General features: G+C 35.4%; 21 protein-coding genes. 5 read left to right on the top strand and 16 right to left on the bottom strand.

Annotated features, from left to right (window positions below; genetic code table 11):
* Nucleotides 1-6 precede the first annotated feature (6 nt).
* Together HYG86_RS12495 and larAH10 are read left to right on the top strand one after the other, a co-directional pair.
* Nucleotides 7-804, top strand: coding sequence for a MetQ/NlpA family ABC transporter substrate-binding protein (locus HYG86_RS12495; protein ID WP_213165903.1), 798 nt, complete (start codon nucleotides 7-9; stop codon nucleotides 802-804).
* An 8-nt stretch (nucleotides 805-812) separates the two neighbouring features.
* Entirely contained in the window at nucleotides 813-2,099 is a 1,287-nt protein-coding gene (gene larAH10, locus HYG86_RS12490) for an NPN-dependent 2-hydroxyacid racemase, LarAH10 family (protein WP_213165902.1), read from the top strand.
* Between the two features lie 73 nt (nucleotides 2,100-2,172).
* Here larAH10 and HYG86_RS12485 read toward each other — a convergent pair whose 3' ends face one another.
* The 12 genes from HYG86_RS12485 to HYG86_RS12430 all read right to left on the bottom strand — a co-directional run bounded on the left by HYG86_RS12485 (nucleotide 2,173) and on the right by HYG86_RS12430 (nucleotide 13,967).
* Entirely contained in the window at nucleotides 2,173-2,661 is a 489-nt protein-coding gene (locus HYG86_RS12485) for an LURP-one-related/scramblase family protein (RefSeq protein WP_213165901.1), read from the bottom strand.
* Nucleotides 2,662-2,698: 37 nt separating this feature from the next.
* Nucleotides 2,699-2,956 carry a DUF3795 domain-containing protein gene (locus HYG86_RS12480; RefSeq protein ID WP_213165900.1) on the bottom strand — a complete coding sequence of 86 codons (258 nt, stop codon included), beginning with the start codon at nucleotides 2,954-2,956 and terminating at the stop codon, nucleotides 2,699-2,701.
* 31 nt (nucleotides 2,957-2,987) lie between these two features.
* Nucleotides 2,988-3,584: a nitrogen regulation protein NR(II) gene (locus tag HYG86_RS12475; RefSeq protein ID WP_213165899.1), complete on the bottom strand. Its 597-nt coding sequence runs from the start codon at nucleotides 3,582-3,584 to the stop codon at nucleotides 2,988-2,990.
* A gap of 110 nt (nucleotides 3,585-3,694) precedes the next feature.
* The gene (locus tag HYG86_RS12470; protein WP_246451773.1) at nucleotides 3,695-4,216 is read right to left on the bottom strand and encodes an ECF transporter S component; all 522 of its coding nucleotides are present in this window, start codon (nucleotides 4,214-4,216) and stop codon (nucleotides 3,695-3,697) included.
* A gap of 275 nt (nucleotides 4,217-4,491) precedes the next feature.
* On the bottom strand, nucleotides 4,492-5,694 hold the full coding sequence (gene megL / locus HYG86_RS12465) for a methionine gamma-lyase (protein WP_213165898.1): 1,203 nt from the start codon (nucleotides 5,692-5,694) through the stop codon (nucleotides 4,492-4,494).
* A 93-nt stretch (nucleotides 5,695-5,787) separates the two neighbouring features.
* Nucleotides 5,788-7,143 carry a Na+/H+ antiporter NhaC family protein gene (locus tag HYG86_RS12460; RefSeq protein ID WP_213165896.1) on the bottom strand — a complete coding sequence of 452 codons (1,356 nt, stop codon included), beginning with the start codon at nucleotides 7,141-7,143 and terminating at the stop codon, nucleotides 5,788-5,790.
* 67 nt (nucleotides 7,144-7,210) lie between these two features.
* Complete coding sequence (locus tag HYG86_RS12455; RefSeq protein ID WP_213165895.1) at nucleotides 7,211-8,770, bottom strand: sigma-54 interaction domain-containing protein; 1,560 nt, start codon at nucleotides 8,768-8,770, stop codon at nucleotides 7,211-7,213.
* Between the two features lie 384 nt (nucleotides 8,771-9,154).
* Nucleotides 9,155-9,541 (bottom strand): YbaN family protein, encoded by a 387-nt coding sequence (locus tag HYG86_RS12450; protein ID WP_213165894.1) that lies wholly within the window; start codon nucleotides 9,539-9,541, stop codon nucleotides 9,155-9,157.
* A 130-nt stretch (nucleotides 9,542-9,671) separates the two neighbouring features.
* On the bottom strand, nucleotides 9,672-11,810 hold the full coding sequence (locus HYG86_RS12445) for a catalase (protein ID WP_213165893.1): 2,139 nt from the start codon (nucleotides 11,808-11,810) through the stop codon (nucleotides 9,672-9,674).
* A 218-nt stretch (nucleotides 11,811-12,028) separates the two neighbouring features.
* Entirely contained in the window at nucleotides 12,029-12,733 is a 705-nt protein-coding gene (locus HYG86_RS12440; RefSeq protein WP_213165892.1) for a hypothetical protein, read from the bottom strand.
* A gap of 11 nt (nucleotides 12,734-12,744) precedes the next feature.
* The gene (locus HYG86_RS12435; protein ID WP_213165889.1) at nucleotides 12,745-13,602 is read right to left on the bottom strand and encodes an ABC transporter ATP-binding protein; all 858 of its coding nucleotides are present in this window, start codon (nucleotides 13,600-13,602) and stop codon (nucleotides 12,745-12,747) included.
* A complete protein-coding gene (locus tag HYG86_RS12430) occupies nucleotides 13,599-13,967 on the bottom strand; it encodes a GntR family transcriptional regulator (RefSeq protein ID WP_213165888.1) in 369 nt (122 codons plus the stop codon). The genes HYG86_RS12435 and HYG86_RS12430 overlap by 4 nt, the downstream gene beginning before the upstream one ends.
* Before the next feature lie 426 nt (nucleotides 13,968-14,393).
* Here HYG86_RS12430 and HYG86_RS12425 point away from each other — a divergent pair, with 426 nt between their 5' ends.
* The 3 genes from HYG86_RS12425 (at nucleotide 14,394) to nhaC (ending at nucleotide 17,609) form a co-directional block, all read left to right on the top strand.
* A complete protein-coding gene (locus HYG86_RS12425) occupies nucleotides 14,394-15,314 on the top strand; it encodes an aminoglycoside phosphotransferase family protein (protein ID WP_213165885.1) in 921 nt (306 codons plus the stop codon).
* Between the two features lie 193 nt (nucleotides 15,315-15,507).
* Complete coding sequence (locus HYG86_RS12420) at nucleotides 15,508-16,200, top strand: DUF421 domain-containing protein (RefSeq protein WP_213165883.1); 693 nt, start codon at nucleotides 15,508-15,510, stop codon at nucleotides 16,198-16,200.
* Nucleotides 16,201-16,220: 20 nt separating this feature from the next.
* Nucleotides 16,221-17,609 (top strand): Na+/H+ antiporter NhaC, encoded by a 1,389-nt coding sequence (nhaC, locus tag HYG86_RS12415; RefSeq protein ID WP_213165881.1) that lies wholly within the window; start codon nucleotides 16,221-16,223, stop codon nucleotides 17,607-17,609.
* Between the two features lie 76 nt (nucleotides 17,610-17,685).
* On the opposite strand, the gene cls is transcribed toward nhaC, so the two are convergent.
* The 4 genes from cls to treR form a co-directional block, all read right to left on the bottom strand.
* Nucleotides 17,686-19,092, bottom strand: coding sequence for a cardiolipin synthase (cls, locus tag HYG86_RS12410; RefSeq protein WP_213165879.1), 1,407 nt, complete (start codon nucleotides 19,090-19,092; stop codon nucleotides 17,686-17,688).
* Between the two features lie 86 nt (nucleotides 19,093-19,178).
* Nucleotides 19,179-20,939, bottom strand: coding sequence for a ThiF family adenylyltransferase (locus HYG86_RS12405; protein ID WP_213165878.1), 1,761 nt, complete (start codon nucleotides 20,937-20,939; stop codon nucleotides 19,179-19,181).
* A gap of 316 nt (nucleotides 20,940-21,255) precedes the next feature.
* Nucleotides 21,256-21,813, bottom strand: a complete 558-nt coding sequence (locus HYG86_RS12400; protein WP_213165877.1) for a hypothetical protein — start codon at nucleotides 21,811-21,813, stop codon at nucleotides 21,256-21,258.
* Between the two features lie 142 nt (nucleotides 21,814-21,955).
* Nucleotides 21,956-22,669 carry a trehalose operon repressor gene (treR, locus tag HYG86_RS12395; protein WP_213165876.1) on the bottom strand — a complete coding sequence of 238 codons (714 nt, stop codon included), beginning with the start codon at nucleotides 22,667-22,669 and terminating at the stop codon, nucleotides 21,956-21,958.
* Nucleotides 22,670-22,682: the final 13 nt, after the last annotated feature.

Raw genomic sequence — 22,682 nt, 5'->3', positions numbered from 1 at the left:
TAAAAAATGAAAAAAATAATTGGAATTGTATTATCACTAATCATACTTTTAGGCCTTACAGCCTGTGGTTCAAACAATGACTCTGAAAACACCCTAGTTATCGGTGTAACAGGTGGACCCCATGAAGAAATCGGCAAAAAAATCAAAGAGATAGCTGCAAAGGAAGATTTGGAAATTAAACTAGTTGTGTTCAATGAGTATGTTCAGCCTAATATTCAATTACACGAAAAACAGCTTGATGTTAATATATTTCAACATCAGCCATATCTAGATCAGTTTAACAAAGACCGTAACTACAACATAGTAAGTATCGCTTCAACTATTAATTTTCCAATGGGTGTTTACTCAAATAAGTTAGAATCCCTAGATGAACTAGTAACAGGTGACAAAATAGGTCTACCAAATGATCTTACAAACCAAGGAAGGGCTCTAATTCTATTTGAGTCAGCAGGTATTATTAAACTAAAAGAAGGTACTGGTATTGGTGCCACAGTTAGGGATATTGCAGAAAATCCAAAGAATCTTGAATTTATTGAACTAGATGCTCCAATTATCTTACGTACCCTTCCTGATTTAGCTGTAGCGGCCATAAACACAAACTTCATAATTGAAGCAGGTATGAACCCAGTTAGGGACTCAATTTTTATCGAACCTCAAGACTCACCATGGGTTAACGTTATAGCCACTAGACCTGAGTTGAAGGACGATGCCCGGGTTAAAAGACTTATTGAAATTTACCACTCCGAGGAAATCCGTGATTTCATTTGGGAAGCCTTTGATGGTTCTATAGTGCCTGGTTTTTAGGATAAGTCATGGATAAGTATAAATTTAAGTATGGCAGGAAAGACATTGACATAGTTTTACCATCAAAAAGTATCATTCAAACACTTAAACCAAAGAATTCAACTAACATTAATGATATTGAGGGTGAGTTAATTAGAGTATTAGAAAACCCTGTAGGCTCAAAACCCTTAAAGGATATTGTTAAATCAGGAGAAAAAGTTGTGATTGTTATAAGCGATATTACTAGGGCTTGGATAAAGAATCACCTCTTCCTTATCCACATAGTAAACTATTTAAATGATCTAGGGATTAATGACAATAGCATAAAAATAATTGTTGCACTGGGGACCCACCGTCCATCCACATTGCAGGAAGTTCAAATATTGGTGGGAGAAGAACTATACTCAAGGGTAAAGGTTTTTGACCACAACTGCTTTGATGATAATAACCTTATGTATATGGGAGAATCCAGTTTTGGTACTCCCATATATATAAACAAAAGGGTAGCGGAAGCAGATCGCGTTATTTTAACAGGTGGAATTGTGTTCCATCTGTTCGCAGGCTTTGGTGGTGGAGCTAAAAGCTTAGTTCCTGGTGTTGCTGGTCTTAAAACAATTCAACATAACCATCGCCTTACCTTCTACGAAGGTGAAGGAGCAGGTCTTAACCCAAATGCTGGGTCAAACAAAATATCAGATAACCCAATGCGAGAAGATATCACTGAAATATGTCGTAAATTTTCCCCAGACTTTCTGTTCAATGTTGTTTTAGATACAGAAGGCAACTTTGTTAAATTTGTGGGTGGCGATTTTGAAAAAGCATGGCTTAAAGGCTGTGACTATATTAGAGAGCTCTATGGTATAGAAATAAGAGAAAAGGCAGAAATCATCGTTGCATCAGCAGGTGGGTATCCAAAGGACATGAACTTATACCAGAGTGTAAAAACCATGGATAACTGTCTTTATGGTGGCAATGAAGATAGTGTTATTGTTTTATTCTCTGAATGCAGCGAAGGGTTAGGAGCTGAAGAATTTTTAAGCTGGTTTAGGTATAGTACCCTGGAAGACATGGAAAAAGCTCTTAAGGAGAACTTTACGGTACCTGGCTATGCAGCATATAAAACAGCTTATACAGGTGTATTTAGGAAACTTATCTTGGTTTCTGCACTACCTGATGAAACTGTGAAAAAACTAGGTTTCATACCCGCTGGTTCACCAGAAGAAGCCATGAATGTAGCCTATTCATTAGCTCCTAGCAACCCCAAAATAACTTTAATGCCTTATGGAGGGAATACATTACCTATAGTTTTTAAGTAAAGTACCTGTCTTACATTCAAAAAAACTCTCCAAACCGTTGGAGAGTTTTTTTGAATGTAGATTTGATACCCCTTTATCTTCTTTTACCGTTGTGGCTAATCATATCTATTATTACTGCGCAGGCTAGAATAAGTTCATCATCTTCACCTTCAGCCACGTCTATCCCATAGGTATCTGACCAAGAGAAAAACTCCTTTGAAACAGACCCAATTGTGTATTGTCCTTTAGTGAATTGATATTCGTGGTCTATGAAATTGCCTTGCACTTCAATATAGTCACCATTATAAACTTCTATTGTAAATTTTGACCTAAACAATGTGAATGGTTCTTTCTTTACAATAGCATATACTTGTTCATCTTTAAGAATTTCATAGGTTGTTATAAAGGATAATACCTTTTGTTTAATATTCAGTAGCTCTTCCCCGTATTTATTTTGAAATGATAACCTATTGCCTAACGTAAAAAGTGTTCCTTCTATAAGGTATGCTGTGTTTTCTGTTTCATCTTGAATAGTGAATTTATCTTTAATTGAAAATAGTTTCTGTTTCATTATATAACGCATTTTTATCCCCCTTAACGGATATTTGTAGATTTTTCACTTACCCTTGCCATGCCTTACATTGTTTTATCCTCTTACCATCATCCCCTTGTTCTTTATCATAGGCAAACTGTATCAGTAATTCACAAGGGAAATTATCACACTGTCCACAGTGTGATAATTCTTTACTTTCACAGCACACCTTAACAGGGCATTTCTCTCCCCAGAAAGGCTTGTCAATGTTTACGCAACCTTTACAGTCCATTTCTTCTTTATATTCACATTCTGAACACAGTATTCCACACCTTGATTCAATCATCTCTATACTCTCCTCCCAAATTTTACTAACTTTAAAGCAATTGTGCATGACTCTTTTTTATTGTTTCGATACATTTGGGGCAAACGTCATGGGTAAATTCCGCTTCAGTATGCTTTTCTATGTATACTTCAACTCTATTCCAATACCCATCATCATCGCGAATCTTTTTACAGTGAGCACAGATAGGGATTAGTCCTTCTAATTCTGTTAGCTCTGATATGTCTTCTATTATAGATATGGCTAATTTTTGACCTTGATATTCCATTAGCGCAGCACTTATAAGTATATTTAGTTCTATTTGTTCACCTTTTACTTCCACTATGTATTTACCTTTGACTCTAGCTATTTTTTCCCCATTGATTGCACTTTTGATAGCTTTTCTGATTGTGCAATCATTACACTGCGGACTAAACCCACATCCTTTCGGGTCAGAGTGTCTATTTATACATTTAAGTGTATCCCCACCTCGCAAGTCACCTTTATAAGAGTATAGTCCTAGTAAATTCTTACCTACTTCATTTATAGTGAATACCATACCATCTTCATTCATTATCAGTGCTATTGCTGGAATAACGTTAAATATGGCTTTGAAAAAAGAATTGTCATTAAGCAACAAATCAACGTCCATAATATTCACCTCACATTATTTAGTAATATTTCTAATTCTACATTCTTTAGCTAATTCCTTGTTTTCAAACAAATAGAAGCATAGTTCAAAGTGAACAATGCTTCTATTTGTTAATTTTGTACCGGTTCTTTAACTAAAGCTTTTCCCACCACTTCTGCTACTACAACTGCCAGCCCTCCACCTACAAGTGCTGTGTATAGCTGTGGTAGGGACAAAGATGCTACCAATGGTGGCGGGACTACTGGAATAAATAGACCTACCATATAGCGTGCGGATATGGCCAAAAATCCATACTTCACTAATGCCCCTACTACAACAGCTACATAGTTTGTGTTTAATCTTATCTTTTGTCTAATGTAATTAAATACAATTACTAGCAAGGCATTTCCTATCATTACAAATGGCACCACGGGGAAAAGTGGCATTATACCAACCATAAATGCTATCAGTGGAGTTAATGCCCCAATGATCACGCCTGATAATGTCCCTACGTAAATAGCACTAAATATTAGCACAAAGTTTACCATTGGACCAACAACAGGCTGGGCAAAAAGTCTAAATCCCAGTTGAAATACCAATGCCAAAGCAAGTAGTAAGCCAGTTCTTGTAATAAATATAGTATCTTTCTTCAATATATTTCCCCCTTTTTTCTTATTTCTACCTTTTTACTGTATATCATTGGCTACATTTAACCTTTATTATGATGTATATTCACATTGAAAGATTTTATTATTTCTATTTTTAATTAGTAACGGCCATATAGATACAAAGTGTTTATCATACTACATCTAATTACTTACCTATCAAAATTAACACGGGGACAGTGGTTGGATAAATTAAAAAACCCCGAAACAAGTTCGGGGCTTTGGTTATTTTTTTGGGTTTGTTGTTATTTTGGGTTGTTTAATTATTTAATTTGCTCTAAGGCTTGAGCTAGATCTGCAATGATATCTTCTGCATTTTCTAGTCCAGCTGATACACGAACTAGTCCTGTGCTTATACCTACTGCTGCAAGTTCTTCTGGAGTGTAGGTTGAGTGAGTCATGGACGCTGGATGTTGTACTAGTGTTTCAGCATCTCCTAAACTTACTGCTAATTTACACATTTGAACAGAGTTTATAACTTTTTTACCTGCTTCGAAACCACCTTTTACTTCAAAGGCAACGATTCCACCAAACATTTTCATCTGTTTTTTAGCTGCTTCATGGTATGGGTCATTTTTTAGACCAGGGTAGTAAACTCTTTCTACCATTGGATGTTGCTCTAAGAACTCAGCAACTGCCATTCCATTAGCACAGTGTCTTTCCATTCTTAGGTCAAGAGTTTTCATACCTCTTCCAACTAGGAAAGCGTCAAATGGACTTAATGAAGCACCAGTCATATCTTTAACACCAACAAGACGTACTTGGGTTACGAAATCTAATGAACCTACAACAAAACCTGCGATAACATCACCGTGACCGTTTAGGTATTTAGTTGCGGAGTGAACAACAACGTCTGCTCCCAGTGTAAGTGGTTTTTGTAGGTACGGTGTTGCAAAAGTGTTGTCAACAATAAGTTTAACATCTTCTTGAGCATGAGCGATTTCAGCTATTGCTGCGATATCAATTATTTTCAAGTGTGGGTTAACCGGACTCTCAATATAAACTACTTTTGTGTTTTCTTTCATTGCGTTTTTAACGTTTTCTGGCTTAGAAGCATCAACAAATGTTACTTCCACTCCAAATCTTGTTAGACCGTGGTGCATATATGCATAGGTACAGCCATAAAGGGTTTCGTCAGCTACAATGTGATCTCCAGCTTTAAGAATTGTCCATAGAGCAGAAGAGATAGCACCGATACCAGAAGCAGTAGCAAGGGCAGCTTCACCTTCTTCTAGTAAAGCTAATTTTTCTTCCACAGGTGTAACCGTTGGGTTACCTAACCTTGAGTAGATGTATCCACCTTCCTCTAAAGCAAATCTTCTTCCACCTTGTTCTGCAGAGTCAAATATATACGTGGATGTAGCATAAATTGGAGCTGCTAATGAGCCATACATCTCGTCTTTAACATGTCCGCCGTGAATTGTTTGAGTACTAAAACCTTTGTTTGACAGTTGTTCTTTTTTCATTTTAAGTCCTCCCTTTTTTATCAATAAGTTTATCAAAATATATATATAATCTGGGCATAGCTGTAGTTATGCCCAGATATATAGACTTAAATATTATGCTACTTGCTTTTCTTCATCTTCCCATTTCCATGGGTTTTTCTTGATAACACCATTTGCGTATGGTATATAAATTGAGATTATTGCTGCAACAACTAATAGCATTTGGTACCAAAGAAGTGGAATGATTTGCAGTGGAGAAATAGTTCCCATTGCTAGAGTACCAATTAGAAGCATTTGAGCTCCGTATGGTATAGCACCTTGCATTACACAAGCAAAGATATCTAGTATGACGGCACTTCTTCTTGGGTCAACTTTATACTTAGTACTGATTTGTTTTGCTATAGGTCCATTTATAATGATAGCTACTGTGTTGTTAGCTACTGCAGCATCTGTAATAGAAACTAGTGCAGCGATACCAGCTTCTGCGGACTTTTGTCCTTTGATAAGCTTTTGAATCTTTTCAAGTAAGAACTGTAGACCACCTGCTTTTGTAACTAGTGCCGCAAGTCCACCTGTAAGCATTGAAAGTAAGAAGATGTTAAATACTCCAACAAAACCTGATTGAATAGATTCAGCAAATCCTAAAATGTTGAATTCTCCGTAGATCATACCGATAGCACCTGAAATGAAGATACCACCTGTTAGAACTGCAAATACATTCATACCGATAAGTGCAAATACTAATACAAACACATATGGTAATATTTTAACTAAGTTGTAAGAACCAATTTCAATGGCTGTAATACTTTCTGGTCTACCAAAGATTAGTAATAGTACAATTGTAATAATTGCCGCTGGCAATACTATTAGGAAGTTTAGTTTAAATTTATCACGCATTTCACAGCCTTGAGTTTTAGTGGCAGCAATGGTTGTATCAGAAATAATTGATAGGTTATCCCCACACATACAACCGCCTAGTACAGCAGCCATGGTAAGAGGAACATTAAGACCAGCTGTTAGAGCTACTGCATAAGCTATAGGACCAATTGCACCGATAGCACCCATGGACGTTCCAATAGCTGTGGAAAGTAACATACAAATTAAGAATAGTCCTGCCATAACAAATTGTGCTGGAATATAGGTAAGTCCGAAGTTTACTGCTGAGTCAATAGCACCCATACTTCCTGTTACTGTGGAAAAAGCACCTGCTAGAAGGTAGATTGTACACATAACGATGATATCGTTATCACCACAACCACGAACAAAATCATTGAATTTCTCTTCTATTGTACCTTTAAACATAATGAATGCGAAAACAATACCAGCCATAGCTGCAACTGGTGCTGGGAATTTGTAGAATGCCATGTCTACACCTTGCATTTCTAAAATAATACCGCTACCTAAGAAAATTCCTACGAAAACTAAAAACGGAAGTAATGCCCAACCATTTGCTTTAACTTGTTTATTCATAATTTACACCATCCCTTTTTTTAATTGAGTTATAATTATTAGATTAGAAATATTATATTAGGTATGATTACTCTTGCTCTATCCACTCTTTTAACTCGTACTTTTTGATTCTGTTTATTAGTAGCGTGTGTGTAACATCTAGATCCTTAGCAGCTTGCCTTATACTTTTGTTTCTTTTTAAAGCGCTAATGATAATTTCTTTTTCAACTACTCCCAACTTGTCCTTTAGGTTAGTTGAATGCTCGTAATGCTCTGTAACAGAATCTTCCAGCGCGTAGTTTAGCAGAACCTCCTTCCCATTTATAGAGTTTTTACTTAATGCCACTGCCCTTTCAATTACATTTTGTAATTCCCTTACATTGCCGGGCCAGCTATAATTATGTAGCTTCTCTATGGCTAGAGAGTCTACAAACTCAATACTTTTGTTATATTTTTCTTTATATATTGCTATGAAATGATCAGTTAGTACCGTAATATCATCTTTTCTCTCCCTCAGGGCGGGAATGTTAAGTTTAAAAATATTAATTCTATATAGTAGATCTAGTCTAAATTTTTTCTCTTTAACTAGCTCTTCGATATTCTGATTTGTTGCAGAGATAATTCTAACGTCTATAGGTATCTCCACATGGCTACCAATTTTGCGGATTTTACCTTCCTGTAATACCCTAAGAAGTTTTGTTTGTAAATGTGGTGCCATCTCTCCGATTTCATCTAAAAATACTGTTCCACCATTGGCAATTTCAAATATACCGCTTTTGCCACCTTTTTTACTATCTGTGAAGGCACCACCCTCGTAACCAAAAAGTTCACTTTCTAACAGTTGGTCAGGGATAGCTGCACAGTTTATGGCCACGAAGGTTTTGTTTGCCCTTCGGCTATGGTTATGGATACCCCTAGCAAAGAGTTCTTTTCCTGTCCCACTTTCGCCAGTAATTAAGATTGGAGAATCTGAAGGTGCAAAAAGCATGGCGTATTCTATAACTTCCTTCATTTCCTTACTATTTCCCACAATATCATTGAATGTTATTGGGTTGTCATAGCGTCTCCTATTTAAAACCTTATCTATTTTATCTATGTCTTGCATGGTGATCAACTTACCAAAGGATATATCTTTTTCATTTGTTATTGGATGTGTATTTATTAGATACGGTTTGTTTCCTATTTCGATTTCAATGTTCTCTTCAGCTGAAACTTTTTCAGTCCCAACTTTTTTAAAGGCTTTTTCTGATATAAAGTCAGTGATTACTTTATTCTTCACAAGGTTAGCTGCAACGTAAAAAATATTTTCTGCAGCATATTTGTTAATGTACTTAATTTTATTAAACCTATCAAGTATGACTATCCCATAGAAAACTGTATCAAGCACCGTAGTCATTTCTAATTCTCTTTCTTCCACAGCAATCAAGTCTATTTCATCGATGGTATCAACATTTTCCACACTAAGAATTTCGTCTTTTATTAAAGTCCACTGTATATTGTCATCAATGGGAAATTTGATATAAAGCACAGAGGTATAAACTTCCATCCATTGTATATAAACATTGTGTCTACGGAAAATGGAGATAATGTCATAGGTTATGTTAGCCCTATCAATGGTTGTAATAATTTTAATCCTTTTTGTGTTCACTTTTCATCATCCTATTCTTTAATTTTTAGGCTGATTTAAGCTCGTCACATCTTCGTTATCATTATTGCAATAACCGTGCCAAACTTTATATGCCTATTTCTCAGGGGTATTCCAAACACACCTTTTTGGTGTTTGGAATGAAATCAAACCACTGTTTTAGCCCTCCCTAAAAACCTACATTTTTCGTGGTCTGTTTTTATTCCACATGGTTTATTTTCGTGCCATTTTACACTCTCTGATTATAACATAGCATATTGAAATAAAAAAGACGCCTAAAGGCGCCAAATAAAGGTAAATACGAATTATACCCATTCTATCTTAAATTCTCTAAAAAACAGATGATTTCTTTCTCAAACCCTTTTTTCAATTCCATTATAAAGTGAATCATATGGTTTTTAGTGTTTTGACTTTTATTAAATATATTGTTACCCCAGTTGCTACAAAAAGCATTATGATACGTATTGCCTGATGGGAAGGTATTAATAACACAGAGAATCCTATGGATATCCACAGTGTTGTTATACTAAGCACCTTAGCATGTAGTGGTATCCCTTTACCTTCTCGATAATCTTTTATGTACTTACCGAAGACCCTATTCTTTATTATCCAGTTATAATGTTTTTTTGAGCCCTTACTATAGCAAAATGCTGCTATCAAAAGAAATGGTGTGGTTGGAAATAGAGGTAGAAATATACCCAGTACACCTAAAAATACAAAAAAGGACCCAGCATATGTTAGTATTTTTTTGTAAGTGATGCCTTTTATAATCATATTTATGCCACTCCCTTTGTTTTTTATATTTTAGTATATACTATGTTTTTTTAGTAGAACTATGAGAAAAAGGTTTTTCATGCCACCAGTTATTGAAATAAGCCCCGAAATTGTCGGGGCTTTTTCTGCCTTAGCCTGGCACTTTTTCTTTTATATCTTTTCTTGCCCAATGCCTATGCTCGGCTATAGCTTTAATAAACTCTTGACCGAATTTGCCTAAATCAGCTGTGTTTCTGATTGTTACAACTCCAAGCTCTGTTACCACATCCCCTGTATTTTCCATACCTGCCAATGCAACACCTTGAATTTGGGTAGACTCTAGGAAGTCAATACCCTCATTTGAAGAGGCTATGGCTTTTGCATGTTTAAAGGCTTCGTTAACAAAGCCCATTGAGTCACCCTGGTTAGCTAAAGTATTGGCACATTCTCTTCCACCTGGGATAAATACTGCGTCATAAAGCACAGAGGCAGTAGTAAGGTAGTTTTGTCCTGCTTCAAGTTCTTGGTTATCCATACTATTTAACACACCAATATTTTTGCTTACTATTTCAACACTTACACCAGCGTCTTTTAGTGCTTGCATTGTTTGAGTAACATCTTGATAGTTAAAGCCATTTTCCACTAAAAAAGCTACTTTTCGGGTCTGGGCAACTTTTATAGTGTTTTCCATGCTTACTGCTGGAGAAGCTGCTACAACATCATTTCCTCCAACAGTTGACGGTGGTGTAGCGCCAACACCTTTTGCAATTTCTGTGGCAAGCATACTGTCTACATTATTAAACATATCTACAACTTGTTGTTTTATTTTTTTACAACTAACTTTACCTACTTCAAAGTGGAATGCTTCTATAATATGTTGTTTTTCTATGTCAGACATGCTATTCCAAAAAAGTGTAGCTTGTCTGTAAAAATCTTTGAAGCTTTCACTTCTTGCCCTAACCTTTTTACCATCCACTTTTTCTTGATAGTGAATATAACCGTTTTTAGGGTCTGGCATAGGTGCATTATTCTGGATAGAGTTTGGTGAGTAGCTTACGGCACCTTGATCAATAGTCATGCGGTGGTATCCATCTCTTTGATTGTTGTGTATTGGTGCTAGTGGTCTGTTTATAGGAAGCTCGTGAAAGTTAGGACCACCTAAACGAATAAGTTGAGTATCTAAGTAAGAGAATAGCCTACCTTGGAGAAGTGGGTCATTTGTAAAGTCAATTCCTGGCACGACATTTCCAGGGTGGAATGCAACTTGTTCTGTTTCTGCAAAGAAGTTTTCTGTGTTTCTATTTAGGGTCATTTTACCTATTATTTCCACAGGAACATCTTCTTCAGGCCAGAATTTTGTTGCGTCTAGGATATCAAAGTCAAACTTAAATTCATCTTCTTCTTTTAGTATCTGTACACCTAACTCAAATTCAGGGAATTGTCCCATATTTATGGCGTCCCATAGATCTCTTCTATTAAAGTCTGGGGCTTTACCAGCTATTTTTTGAGCTTCATCCCAAACTAAAGAATGTACCCCTAGTAATGGTTTCCAATGGAATTTTATAAAATGAGCTTTACCCATATCATTAACGAATCTAAATGTGTTTACACCAAAGCCTTCCATCATTCTATAACTTCTTGGTATTGCCCTATCTGAGAGAAGCCACATTATCATATGTGCAAGTTCTGGTGTACTTACAACGAAATCCCAGAAAGTATTATGAGCCGCTGAAGCTTGTGGAATTTCATTGTGAGGTTCCGGCTTTATGGAATGAACTATATCTGGGAATTTAATTGCATCATGTATAAAGAAAATAGGCATGTTATTTGCCACTAAATCATAATTACCATCTTCTGTATAAAACTTTGTTGCAAATCCCCTGACGTCCCTTACGGTATCTGCAGAGCCACGGGACCCAACAACAGTGGAAAAGCGCACAAATACAGGTGTTTTCACTGATGGATCTTGAAGGAATTTGGCTTTTGTGTACTCAGTCATTGGCTTATAACATTGGAAATAACCATGTGCCCCAAAACCTCGCGCATGTACTACCCTTTCAGGAATTCTTTCGTGGTCGAAGTGTGTCATTTTCTCTCTGAAGTGAAAGTCCTCCATGAGTGTTGGTCCACGTTCACCTGCTTTTAGGGAGTCATCGGTACTTGAAAGTTTTACACCTTGATTAGTTGTCAGTTTAGTATCATCATGATTTACACTGAAACCTTTCAGCTGATTTGTTTTACTATCTTCTTTGATATTAGGCTTTTGCTTCTGCTCCTTTATATCAGCCATTTTAAACCTCCTTTTTACTTTGCTAATTTTCTACAGCATCATAATTATTGTGCCTTTGAATATTTTCTTCTATTCGTTTTATTAAATATCATGGATTACAACAAAATAAAAAACGCCCTCGGGCGTTTTCTATTGAAACTTAAGCTCTTTTATTATGCTTTTTATATTCCTTTATATGTTATTTTGATATTTTACTACTATTCATATTTCCCCTCCTATTAGTCTTTAATAGGTGCTTTATTCATCAGTAATATATTGGGAATAAGTATAATCAATGTAGCAATTAAAAATGAGAAAATTCCTACATAGAAATTGGAATTACCCCCATATAGCCCCATGGTTTTCATAAAAGAGTCAAACATCCACCTAGACAGTGCACCACTATTTATCCTGTCTATATATCCAAAGGTTACAATGAGAAATACAGGAGAAATAGACACTAAAATCTTTGCAATGGAATTACTTCTGTAGTAAATCATAGTTATCATCCACCCTAGTGTCATAGCAAAAAATAATAGGGAGAAAGTCCAAATAAAATCCCCAAAAAATGATTGGTTACCAAATATTTGTTCAAAGTTCCCTGCATAGGGGACTATTTGTTTTAATACTCGGTTTAGTACAGAGTCGATAAAACTCACCACTAGAGAAGTAGACAGTAAAGCTATTATATTTCCAATATAAAAACTTTTTCTAGTTATATTATTAGCCTGCATTAATTTAAAAGCAGTTTTAAAACAGTTGAGCCCCAGGATAAACATGAATATAAAAGTTCCTCCGCTCATATTTGATTGTCCTAAGTTATCTGAGTTACGCGTAGTTATAAACATCAATAATATTATCGTGAAGATTACAGTGTAGTAAATCATAACTGACTTTCTAAAATCCTTCAGTTGAAATCTAGCAATTTTATCTATATTATTCATACTTCCCCCTCCTAGCTATTTGTAAGACTTATGAAGAGTTTTTGCAACTCTGCTTTACCAAACTCTAAATCAAGCTCCATTGCCAATTTATGATCCTTTTTATTTTCTAGTACTGTAACAGATTTAAATTTACCCATGGTCTCTGTTCCTATATGCTTTTTATCTATCAGGTACTGTTCAACTTTAGATGATTCCCCGGAAATGGTATAAGCTGATGATAGAAGCTCCTCCACTGATTTTTTCAACACCACTTTACCTGCCTTAATAATTATTACCTCTTCTAAAATATCTGCAATTTCTTCTATAAGATGGGTAGATATAATTATTGTTTTTGGATTATCAATATAATTGCTTAGTATTTCTTTGTATAAAAGGTCCCTATGGTTAGCATCTAAGCCCAGTACTGGCTCATCGAAAATTAAAACATTAGCGTTTGTGGCTAGAGCTACTATTGCTTTAAATATTGAGGAGTAACCAGTGGATTGCTCCTTTACCTTTTTATTTATGTTAAGCCCAAACTTCTCTGCTAATTTTTCAGCATACTCTGTGTCAAACTCTGTATAAAATTCTTTAGTCCACTTAAATACTTCTTTGATCTTCATCCCTTCAGGATAAAGATTTCTTTCCATCATGTAAAAAATATTGTTCAGAGCCTTATCATTTTCAAAAACTGTTTCACCATCAAGTGTTATTTCACCTGTTGTGGGAAATAGTTTGTTTGTCATTATATTTAACAGTGTTGTCTTTCCAGCTCCATTTCTACCTAATAAGCCATATATTTTATTTGGTTCAATGGTAAGGTTGATACTGTCTAAGGCTTTTGTTCCCCCGTAGTTTTTAGTTAAGTTTTTAATTTCAATTACACTCATTTTACACTTCCCCTTTCTAACATTTTGATAATTTCTTCTGTGGAAATATTTAGTTTAGACGCCTCATTTAAAAGGTTTATTATATATCCTTCATAAAACTTTTCCTTGCGTTTAGCAAGTATTTTTCCTTTCGCACCAGGACTTACAAACATACCTACACCCCTCTTTTTATATAAAATCCCCTCATCTACTAATAAGTTTATTCCCTTTCCTGCGGTGGCAGGATTTATTTTGAAATTTACAGAAATCTCCGTTGTGGAGATTATTTGACTTTCTTCTTCAAAAATACCTTTAAGAATGTCATCTTCCACTGCTTCGGCTAACTGTAAGTATATGGGTTTGTCGGAGTCAAAATTAATGATCACTTTGCTCACTCCCTTCAGTTTTTTGTTTGTTATTTGTTTCCTGCAGTCCTTATGGGTAATCTTTTTAGTTAATTGGTTAGTTGCTTATGTAATTAAGTATATGACTATTTAACTATTAAGTCAACTACTTATTTTGTTAACAAATGTTAATATTTATGTTTAATGTCTATTAACAACCTATATATCAGGTCAAAGCCCCTTTGGCTATAGGGTTGAATTATTTATATGTTTCAGAAAGTACTATAAAATATAATTAAAATTTTCTTAGGAGAGATACAATGGCAGGGTTTACTTGACTTTAAACACTCAATAAAATTCTATTAACCATAGAAGTGGACTATCTATGGTTAATTGTGTTTTATATTTACCGCGACCTCCACCAAAATCAATTAGACAGTAGTAACTAAGCTATGAGGAGGAGTAACAATGAAAATACCTAATGATTTTAAAGGGAAAGTTCTAAGGATTTTTGGTGAAGAGGGTGATCTTTGGTTAGAAAATCTTGATCAAACTATTCATTTGTGCAAAGAGAAGTGGAATTTAACCAATTGCACGCTATCCAAGGATTTATCTATGAATTTAATCTGCTTTGCAGATAGTAAGTATGGCCATGTAGCTCTAAAAGTAGGTGTTCCCCATAGGGATTTATTCACTGAAATGGAAGCCCTATCAATTTATAAAGGACGTAATATTTGCAATCTTTATGATTATGATGTTGATCTTGGTGCGTTACTTTTAGAGAGGATACGCCCGGGGGTACAACTTCTTTCTTTAGAAAATACTTCAGAGAGAATCGCCATTGCATCAGAATTAATTACTAAGCTTCCTATATCCATAGATAGAGATGGCAAACATAGCCTACCATATTATCGTGACTGGATTCAAAGGGCATTCGCTAGATCACGAAGGGAGAATAAGGTTGGAAATAAGATGCTTAGTTATATCAATGTTGCTGAAGATCTATTCAATAGAATAGAAAACCAATCCTCTAAAAGAGCTCTTTTACACGGAGATTTACATCACGAAAATATTTTAAGAACTTCAAATGGTTGGAAAGCCATTGATCCTAAAGGTGTAATTGGTCTACCATATATGGAATCTGCCCGTTTTATGGAGAATCAGATAGATATGGTGGATTCTTCTGAGAGATTAAACTGCCTTAATGAAATGACTGAGCTTTTCAGTAATAAGTTCAATGAGCCCATGGCTAATATAGCAGCCTCTGTTTTTATTCTTAGGGTTCTAAGCATATGTTGGACCTTTGAAGAGCATAAGCAACCTGATAATATTTCTGATATTATCGACGGATGTGAATTATTACTCTCATATTTTAAAAGTTTACAATAGGTTCAAAAAGTTTCACTATGTAGAGACTACAAAGTGGATGGGGACATTCATCGAGCATCCTAATAACTAAAATATTTTTAAAAGGGCTGAACATTCTTGTTCAGCCTTTTTTCCGTAAATTTTGGCAAAATAGCTTTATTATTCTTATAAAGTGCAAAGACTATGTTTAAATACATTTTCAGGAGGGCTCTGTTTGTTTGATTCTGTTTTTCTTAAAATATTTGTTGAATTAACTGCTGGCTTTGTCGGGTTAATAATAAGCGTTCAGATTATTGGTAAAAGACTGGTTTCACAAATCACACCCTTTGATTTTATATCAGCCATAGTATTAGGTGAATTAGTTGGAAATGCAATTTACGACCCAACCACGGAGTTTTATCATGTCTTATTTGCTATTTCTGTTTGGACTGCTTTGATATATTTCATTGAAAAAGTTACTCAAAAGTTCTATCAGTCTAGGAGAATAATTGAGGGTCATCCCACTTTGATTGTTAATAAAGGCATTATAGATTTTCAAGCTCTTAGTAAAGAGGGGCTGGACTTTAGTGAATTTCTTAGTATGCTGCGGGAAAAAGATGTGCTCTCTCTCAAGCATGTGGAATACGCAATTTTAGAAACAAGTGGAAACGTAACGGTAATAAAAAAAGCTAAGTACAACCAACCCACCCTTGATGACCTAAATATCGAAACATCAAATCCTTCTCTGAATTTACCAGTCATACTAGACGGTGATATTGTGAACAATAATTTAGGCATCCTAGGATATGATGAAGGATGGCTAAAGCAGAAGTTAAAGCAAGCTAAAGTAACCAATATTAAGGATGTACTTTATGCGGAATACAATGATGATGAAGGCCTCTTTGTACAAAGAAGACAAGCCAATTAGAATTAAGGAGATGATTCGAAGTGAGCACTAAAAAACAAGCAACTTTGTCCCATGCGTTAATTCCCATTCTTTTCTTAGTTGTAATTTTGTACTTAGCTGTTTTTGTTTTTGAAGCTGACCCTCATATTCCCCTAATCCTTGCCATAATCGTGGCATCGTCTGTAGCAGTGTTTGTTTTAGGTTACACTTGGGGTGAATTAGAGGAAGGCATTATTGATACCATAAAGCTTGCAATGCAAGCAATACTAATACTGATGGTTATAGGTAGTATTATTGGAACATGGATCTTAAGTGGGACAGTTCCAACAATGATTTTTTACGGTTTGCAAATCTTATCCCCTAGTATTTTTCTACTGGCTACAGCTATAATTTGTGCTGTAGTTTCAATTTCTACAGGTAGCTCGTGGACAACTGCAGGAACAGTTGGTATAGCTTTATTAGGTATAGGGGTAGGCTTAGATATCCCTTCTGGTATGGTAGCAGGAGCTATAATCTCAGGGGCTTATTTTGGAGATAAACTATCTCCTTTGTCAGACACAACTAATTTATCACCTGCCATGGCTGGAAGCAATATATTTGATCATATAAGGAGTATGTTGTATACCACTGTACCGGCCTTTATAATAGCTCTGATAATCTACACCATCTTAGGGCTAAATTATGCAGGTTCTGAAATAGATGTAAGTCAAATAAACTCTATCACCAATGCTCTATCAGATAACTTTAATATTTCTCCCCTTTTGTTGATTCCTCCTATAGCCGTTATTATAATAGTAATTTTGAAGGTCCCTGCACTCCCTGGTTTAATCACCGGTGCAATCTTAGGTGGTATTTTTGCAATGATTTTTCAAGGTGCAGATTTCGGTTCCGTTATAAACGCTGCTCACTATGGCTTTGAGATAGAGTCAGGTGTTGAAATAGTTGATGACTTGCTAAGTCGTGGTGGTTTAGATGGTATGATGTGGACAGTATCCCTTATTTTGATAGCTTTGACTTTTGGTGGCATATTGGAGCAGACAGGTATGCTACATGCTGTGGGAAGGGCAATATTAAAGCTTGCTAATTCCACAGGCTCTCTGATTTTAACTACCATACTTACTTGTATTGCTGTCAATCTTTTAACTGGAGATCAGTATTTATCTCTTGTGGTCCCTGGAAGAATGTATCGGGATCCCTACAAGGATAAAGGGTTACATGCAAGTGTATTGTCTAGGACATTAGAAGCAGGTGGTACTGTAACTTCACCCCTGATTCCATGGAATACATGTGGAGCATTTATGATGGCAACCCTTGGGGTCCATCCCTTCGTTTATGCACCCTTCGCCTTCCTAAACCTTTTAGTTCCCTTAATAAATATATTTTATGGGTATACTGGGTTTGGGGTTCGGAGGTTAGATAATAATAAGTAATCACTCTATTTAGCAGTATTTCTAGTAATTTAAAAGCACCACCAAGGGCTACTTAGCCTTACGTGGTGCTTTTAAATTATAATATTGGTGATATCAGTCTAGATATAGACTCTTTAAATTTAAGCCAATTACTCCTTTTGTTGTATGCTTCCATGGTCACTTCTTCACATTTCCTTAGATCTTCCATGAAAATGTCCTTTAGCTTTGTTGAAGTTTCTTGATCATATATAAAAGCATTAATCTCAAAATTTAGTTTAAAGCTCCTAACATCCATATTTGTTGTGCCAACACTGGCTAACTCCCCATCCACCACTATTGTTTTACTGTGCATGAATCCACCTCTATAGAGGTAGCATTTGGCACCTGTAGCAAGCATCACACCCATGTATGAGTGGTTAGCTTCATAAACAAATAGATGATCAGGCTTGTCAGGTATAACTATTCGTACATCAACCCCTGACATAGTTGCTATCCTCAATGCTTCTAGCATTGTTTGGTCAGGTATAAAGTAGGGTGTTTGGATATATATGGAGTCCTTTGCACTATAAATCATTTTTAGAAATAGAGATTTAATCTCCTCTTCTTTAGAGTCAGGCCCTGAAGAAACAATTTGCATTTTCACAGTGCCTATCTGTTCTTTCTGAGGGAAAAACTGTTCATTATATGGAATCTCTTCCTCTGTGGCAAAACTCCAATCAAGAAGAAATCTGTATTGCAAACTATCTACACTGTCACCATGTACTTTAAGGTGGGTATCTCTCCAAAATCCAAATTCTTCATTTTGGCCAAGGTACTCTATGCCAACATTAAACCCGCCTATATAACCTATACTTCCATCTATTATAACTATTTTTCTATGATTTCTATAGTTTAAATCTAAGAATGACCTAGAGAAGTTACTTGCTTTTCCCCCTGCTTCTTCAAGTTTTGAGAAAAAATTACGAGGTAGCTTTCTACAGCCTACACTGTCGAATAAAACCCTAACTTCAACACCTTCTAGGGCCTTTAAGGTTAATAAATCAACTAGCTTTTGACCAAGGCTATCGTTTTTTATAATATAGTAGTTCACATGCACATGATACTTCGCCCCTTGGATGGACTTAAACAAGTCATCAAACTTATCTTCACCCTTTACAAATATATCCAAACTGTTCATACCTAAATTTGAGGTTGGACTACTTCTTAGCCCTAAATTAAGCATACCTTCAAACAGATGGCATTCAGGTCCTTCACAAGAAAATTCCTGGTTAAATCGTTGTTCTAGCTTGAAGTCTTTAATCTGTTTTTCACCATAAACTTTTCTTTTTCTAAAGCGCAATCCTAAAAACAGGTAGAGTATGAATCCGATACCAGGTAACAAGTTTAGTATTAGTATCCATGCCCATGTGGTTGTAGGATCCCTTCTCTCCAAAAAGACCAATGTGATTGCAAAAATCATGTTTAAGATAAATATTATTGATACAGTATTACTGAATAAGTTCATTGTCCATCAACCCTTTATTGAGATATCGTATTAAAATTCTACTTAGCTTTTCTTTGTTTGTCAATGTTCAGAAGCTTTATTAACTCCTATTCTTTACCACACAGTGAGCAAGATTGACTCCTAAGGAGTGGTATTATATTGAACTCCCTCTCTAAGGCATCATACATTAACAAACCCCCATCAAGTCTAGACTTAATATTTAATAGGGTTTTCAGCACTTCTACCACTTGTAGTATTCCTATAAGACCTGGAACTGTACCCAACACACCAAGTTCTGAACATCCCGGAATATTGCTATCGTCTTCCCTTTCTGGATATAAACAACGATAGCATGGTGTTTTTTGGGGTTTTATTGATGTAATCTGACCGTAGAATGTTAGTACACCAGCTTCTACAAATGGTTTCTTTGCTCTATAACAGGCATCGTTTAGTATATATCTAGTGGGAATATTGTCAAGTCCGTCAACCACTATGTGGTAGTCTTTAATTAGCTCTGAAGCATTATCTTTATTTAAAGCCGTAGGGATGGCTTGGATATGGATGTTAGGGTTGATTTTACTTAGCATCATTTTAGCTGACTCGACCTTTAGCTTGCCAATCCTAGAGGTGCTATGAAGTACCTGGCGGTTCAAGTTTGTTATTTCAACAGAGTCAAAATCCACTAATCCAATTTGACCTATACCAAGTTTTGTAAGACCAAGGGCTACGGGAGATCCAAGACCACCAGCCCCTATTATTAAAACTTTTAAATTTGACAGTTTTTCTTTTTGATTGCTGGTTAATTGTGAATTTCCCACTATTATTTCATTATCACTGAAGTTACATTCCATAAGATTATAGTAGAAACCATTTTCTAGGGTTTGGCCTATGGATAATATATCCTTTATCAGTTCTGTGACCGCAAGGATACCTATAAATGCATTTGATAGTGTTTGCCCTATGGTATCAGCTTCAGACTTTGGAAGTGTATTAACAAAGTCTATTATATCAACCCTATCTTCTAGGAGCCTTATTGCTCCACTCCATGGGTTTGGTGCTAAAACCATAGTAGCAATGTTATTGCTACTATGCCTATTTGATACTGAGCTAAGAAACCTTTTACTGCCTATGATAAGGATGTAATCAATATAAGAATCTGTTACTTCATCAGCTACTTTCAACTGTAACTCTGGGTTAAAATCAAGTAACTGTTCTTTTACAGATTGCCATCTTTGTTCCTTCTCTTCTAAGTAAAGGGTAATATTTTCTACACCCATGGCCACCATGTAGTACAGTAATACTTCTGCATAGTCTAATGTTTCTGAGCAGATTTGGATTCTTGTGTCTATGATTTTCTTTTGGCCTATGCCACTTATCTGTGGCATAATTATCTGCCTTAGATATCTTTGTATTTGATTACTTGATAATATTTCACTGGTGCCCGCTGGAAGTGTAGCACAAGAACTTGATACTGCTTCCTCCTTCACAGGACAGCTTTCATTTTGAGGTTTGCTTTTATAGTCTGCTATGGCTTCATGCAGGGCATCAGCTGCTATGTTGGAGCATTTCAGTTTTTGTGGTGGTAGGCCACCTAAAGCAGCTGCTACATCCTCGTTTGTTATGCTTAGTGCTTTGTGGATGGATTTACCCCTCGCCAATTCCGTAAGCATACTACTAGCAGCTATGGCTGCTGCACAGCCAAAGGTTTTAAATCTTATATCATTTATAGTATCATTCTCTACTTTAATGTAGATGGTTATTTTGTCACCGTCAGATGGATTTCCAGTATGTCCTATACCACTGGCACCTGCAATTTCACCCATATTCTTAGGATTTGCAAAGTGCTTCAGTACCTTTTCATTGTACATCCTAGCTCACCCCTTATTATTGAACAGTTTATTCTTTTATTATTCGATGAAGATAAGTACTATTCCTGTATTTTGGATTGAAAAGGTCGCTAAAAACTAAAAAGCAAGGGCCTAGGAAGGATCTTTTAAAAGTAATTACACGTATTATACGGATCCGTTAACTTTGAAAGAAGATTTTATTTTTAAACAATATAAATGCACCTACTTTATGTAGATGCATCTTTTATAGATAAAATATAGTTAGAAATATGGGAATGGTTAATGGTTAACGTCTAGTAGCAGTAATTTAACTCACTTAAATCTCAAGATAAAAATATCACTCTAACTTTGATTTGTCGATAATTATTGACTTTGGAAAGAACCTCTTTGTTGTTCTTTCTAAATTTGCTTCCTGATTATAGTTAATTATCTCTTTTGAATCTAGATTAATCCCAGCAGTCTTTTCAATCCCCATCCCATGAATAAGTATATAGACCTTTAAGTATCCTTTACTCTTACTATCCCAAACAAGCCTCCCTGTATGGGCTAACTCCTCCTCAATCATTTCAGAAAAAACCACTTTCACTCTATATTGTAATTGATCTTCATTTAAAAATTTTTCTAAACTCATAGTCCCATCAGAAGTTTCTACTTCGACATCTAGAAAATTCTTCAAAGGTGGTACTGTGTGATCATATTTTTCAATGTAATAACTTTTCTCTAAAAACTCAGTATAAGCTTGCTTATTACGCCTATTAATGTATTTTTCCTCAATTACTTCTCCATCAGAAGAAAATCTATATGATGTTGTCATTTCCCTAGTATAGTTGTAGAAATAAAGGCTTATTAAAACTATAAGCATACAAATAAAAAATGCCAATATCTTTCTACCCATTATCCCCCTCCTCAATTTTGTATTTCTTCGCTAACTCTCAGTACTTCAATTATATATTACTTATAGTTTTTTACAACAATGTTCTTAAAATTTAAAATATCATCAAAATAACAAATATAAAGACACTCCTTCTGGAGTGTCTTTAATGTTGTCTTCTTGCGAAATCTACGAATCTAAACTTGTCGGGTCTGTGGCGTGATTCTGTATATTGAAAAAGGCTTGCATCTTCTAAATATACATGGGTTTTTACCACAACAATCATATCATAGTTTTTTAAGTCTAGGAGCACTTTATCCTCACTTGTGGCTTGTTGAACAGTGATCTCCTTTTTTGCAAAACTTATACTTAGATTAAGTTCATTCTCTATATAGTCATATATAGAATCTTCACATATTTCTTTTGTAAGCTCTGGAACATACTTTTTATTAAAATAGTCTTTATCCAATATGATTTTCCTATTGCCAATTTCCCTTACCCTGATGACCTTCCAGACTTCATCTTCAGGAGACAATTTTAGGTGCCTCATCAGGTAGTCATCTGGACTGATGAGCTCTAGTTCCTTTACATGGGTATTGGATTTTTGTCCTAGTTTTTCCGCCAGCTCCTTAAAGCTTGTAAGACCAGAAACAGGGAAATCAAACCGGTTTATATCCAGCACAAAAGATCCTTTCCCTTTGATCTTTTGAATAAATCCATTACTCTCTAACATATTTAGGGCTTTTCTAACTGTATCCCTAGATACGTCATAAAGTGTCATCATTTCATTTTCTGAAGGGAGTTTTGTGTTGGGAGTTATTTCTTTTTTTTCAATTTTCACAGTAATATCATTGTAAATTTTAAAGTATTTACTATCCATTTTCATCACCGAA

It is taken from the genome of Alkalicella caledoniensis, assembly GCF_014467015.1.
GTDB lineage: Bacteria > Bacillota > Proteinivoracia > Proteinivoracales > Proteinivoracaceae > Alkalicella > Alkalicella caledoniensis.
This window is presented reverse-complemented; position numbering and strand designations above follow the sequence as displayed.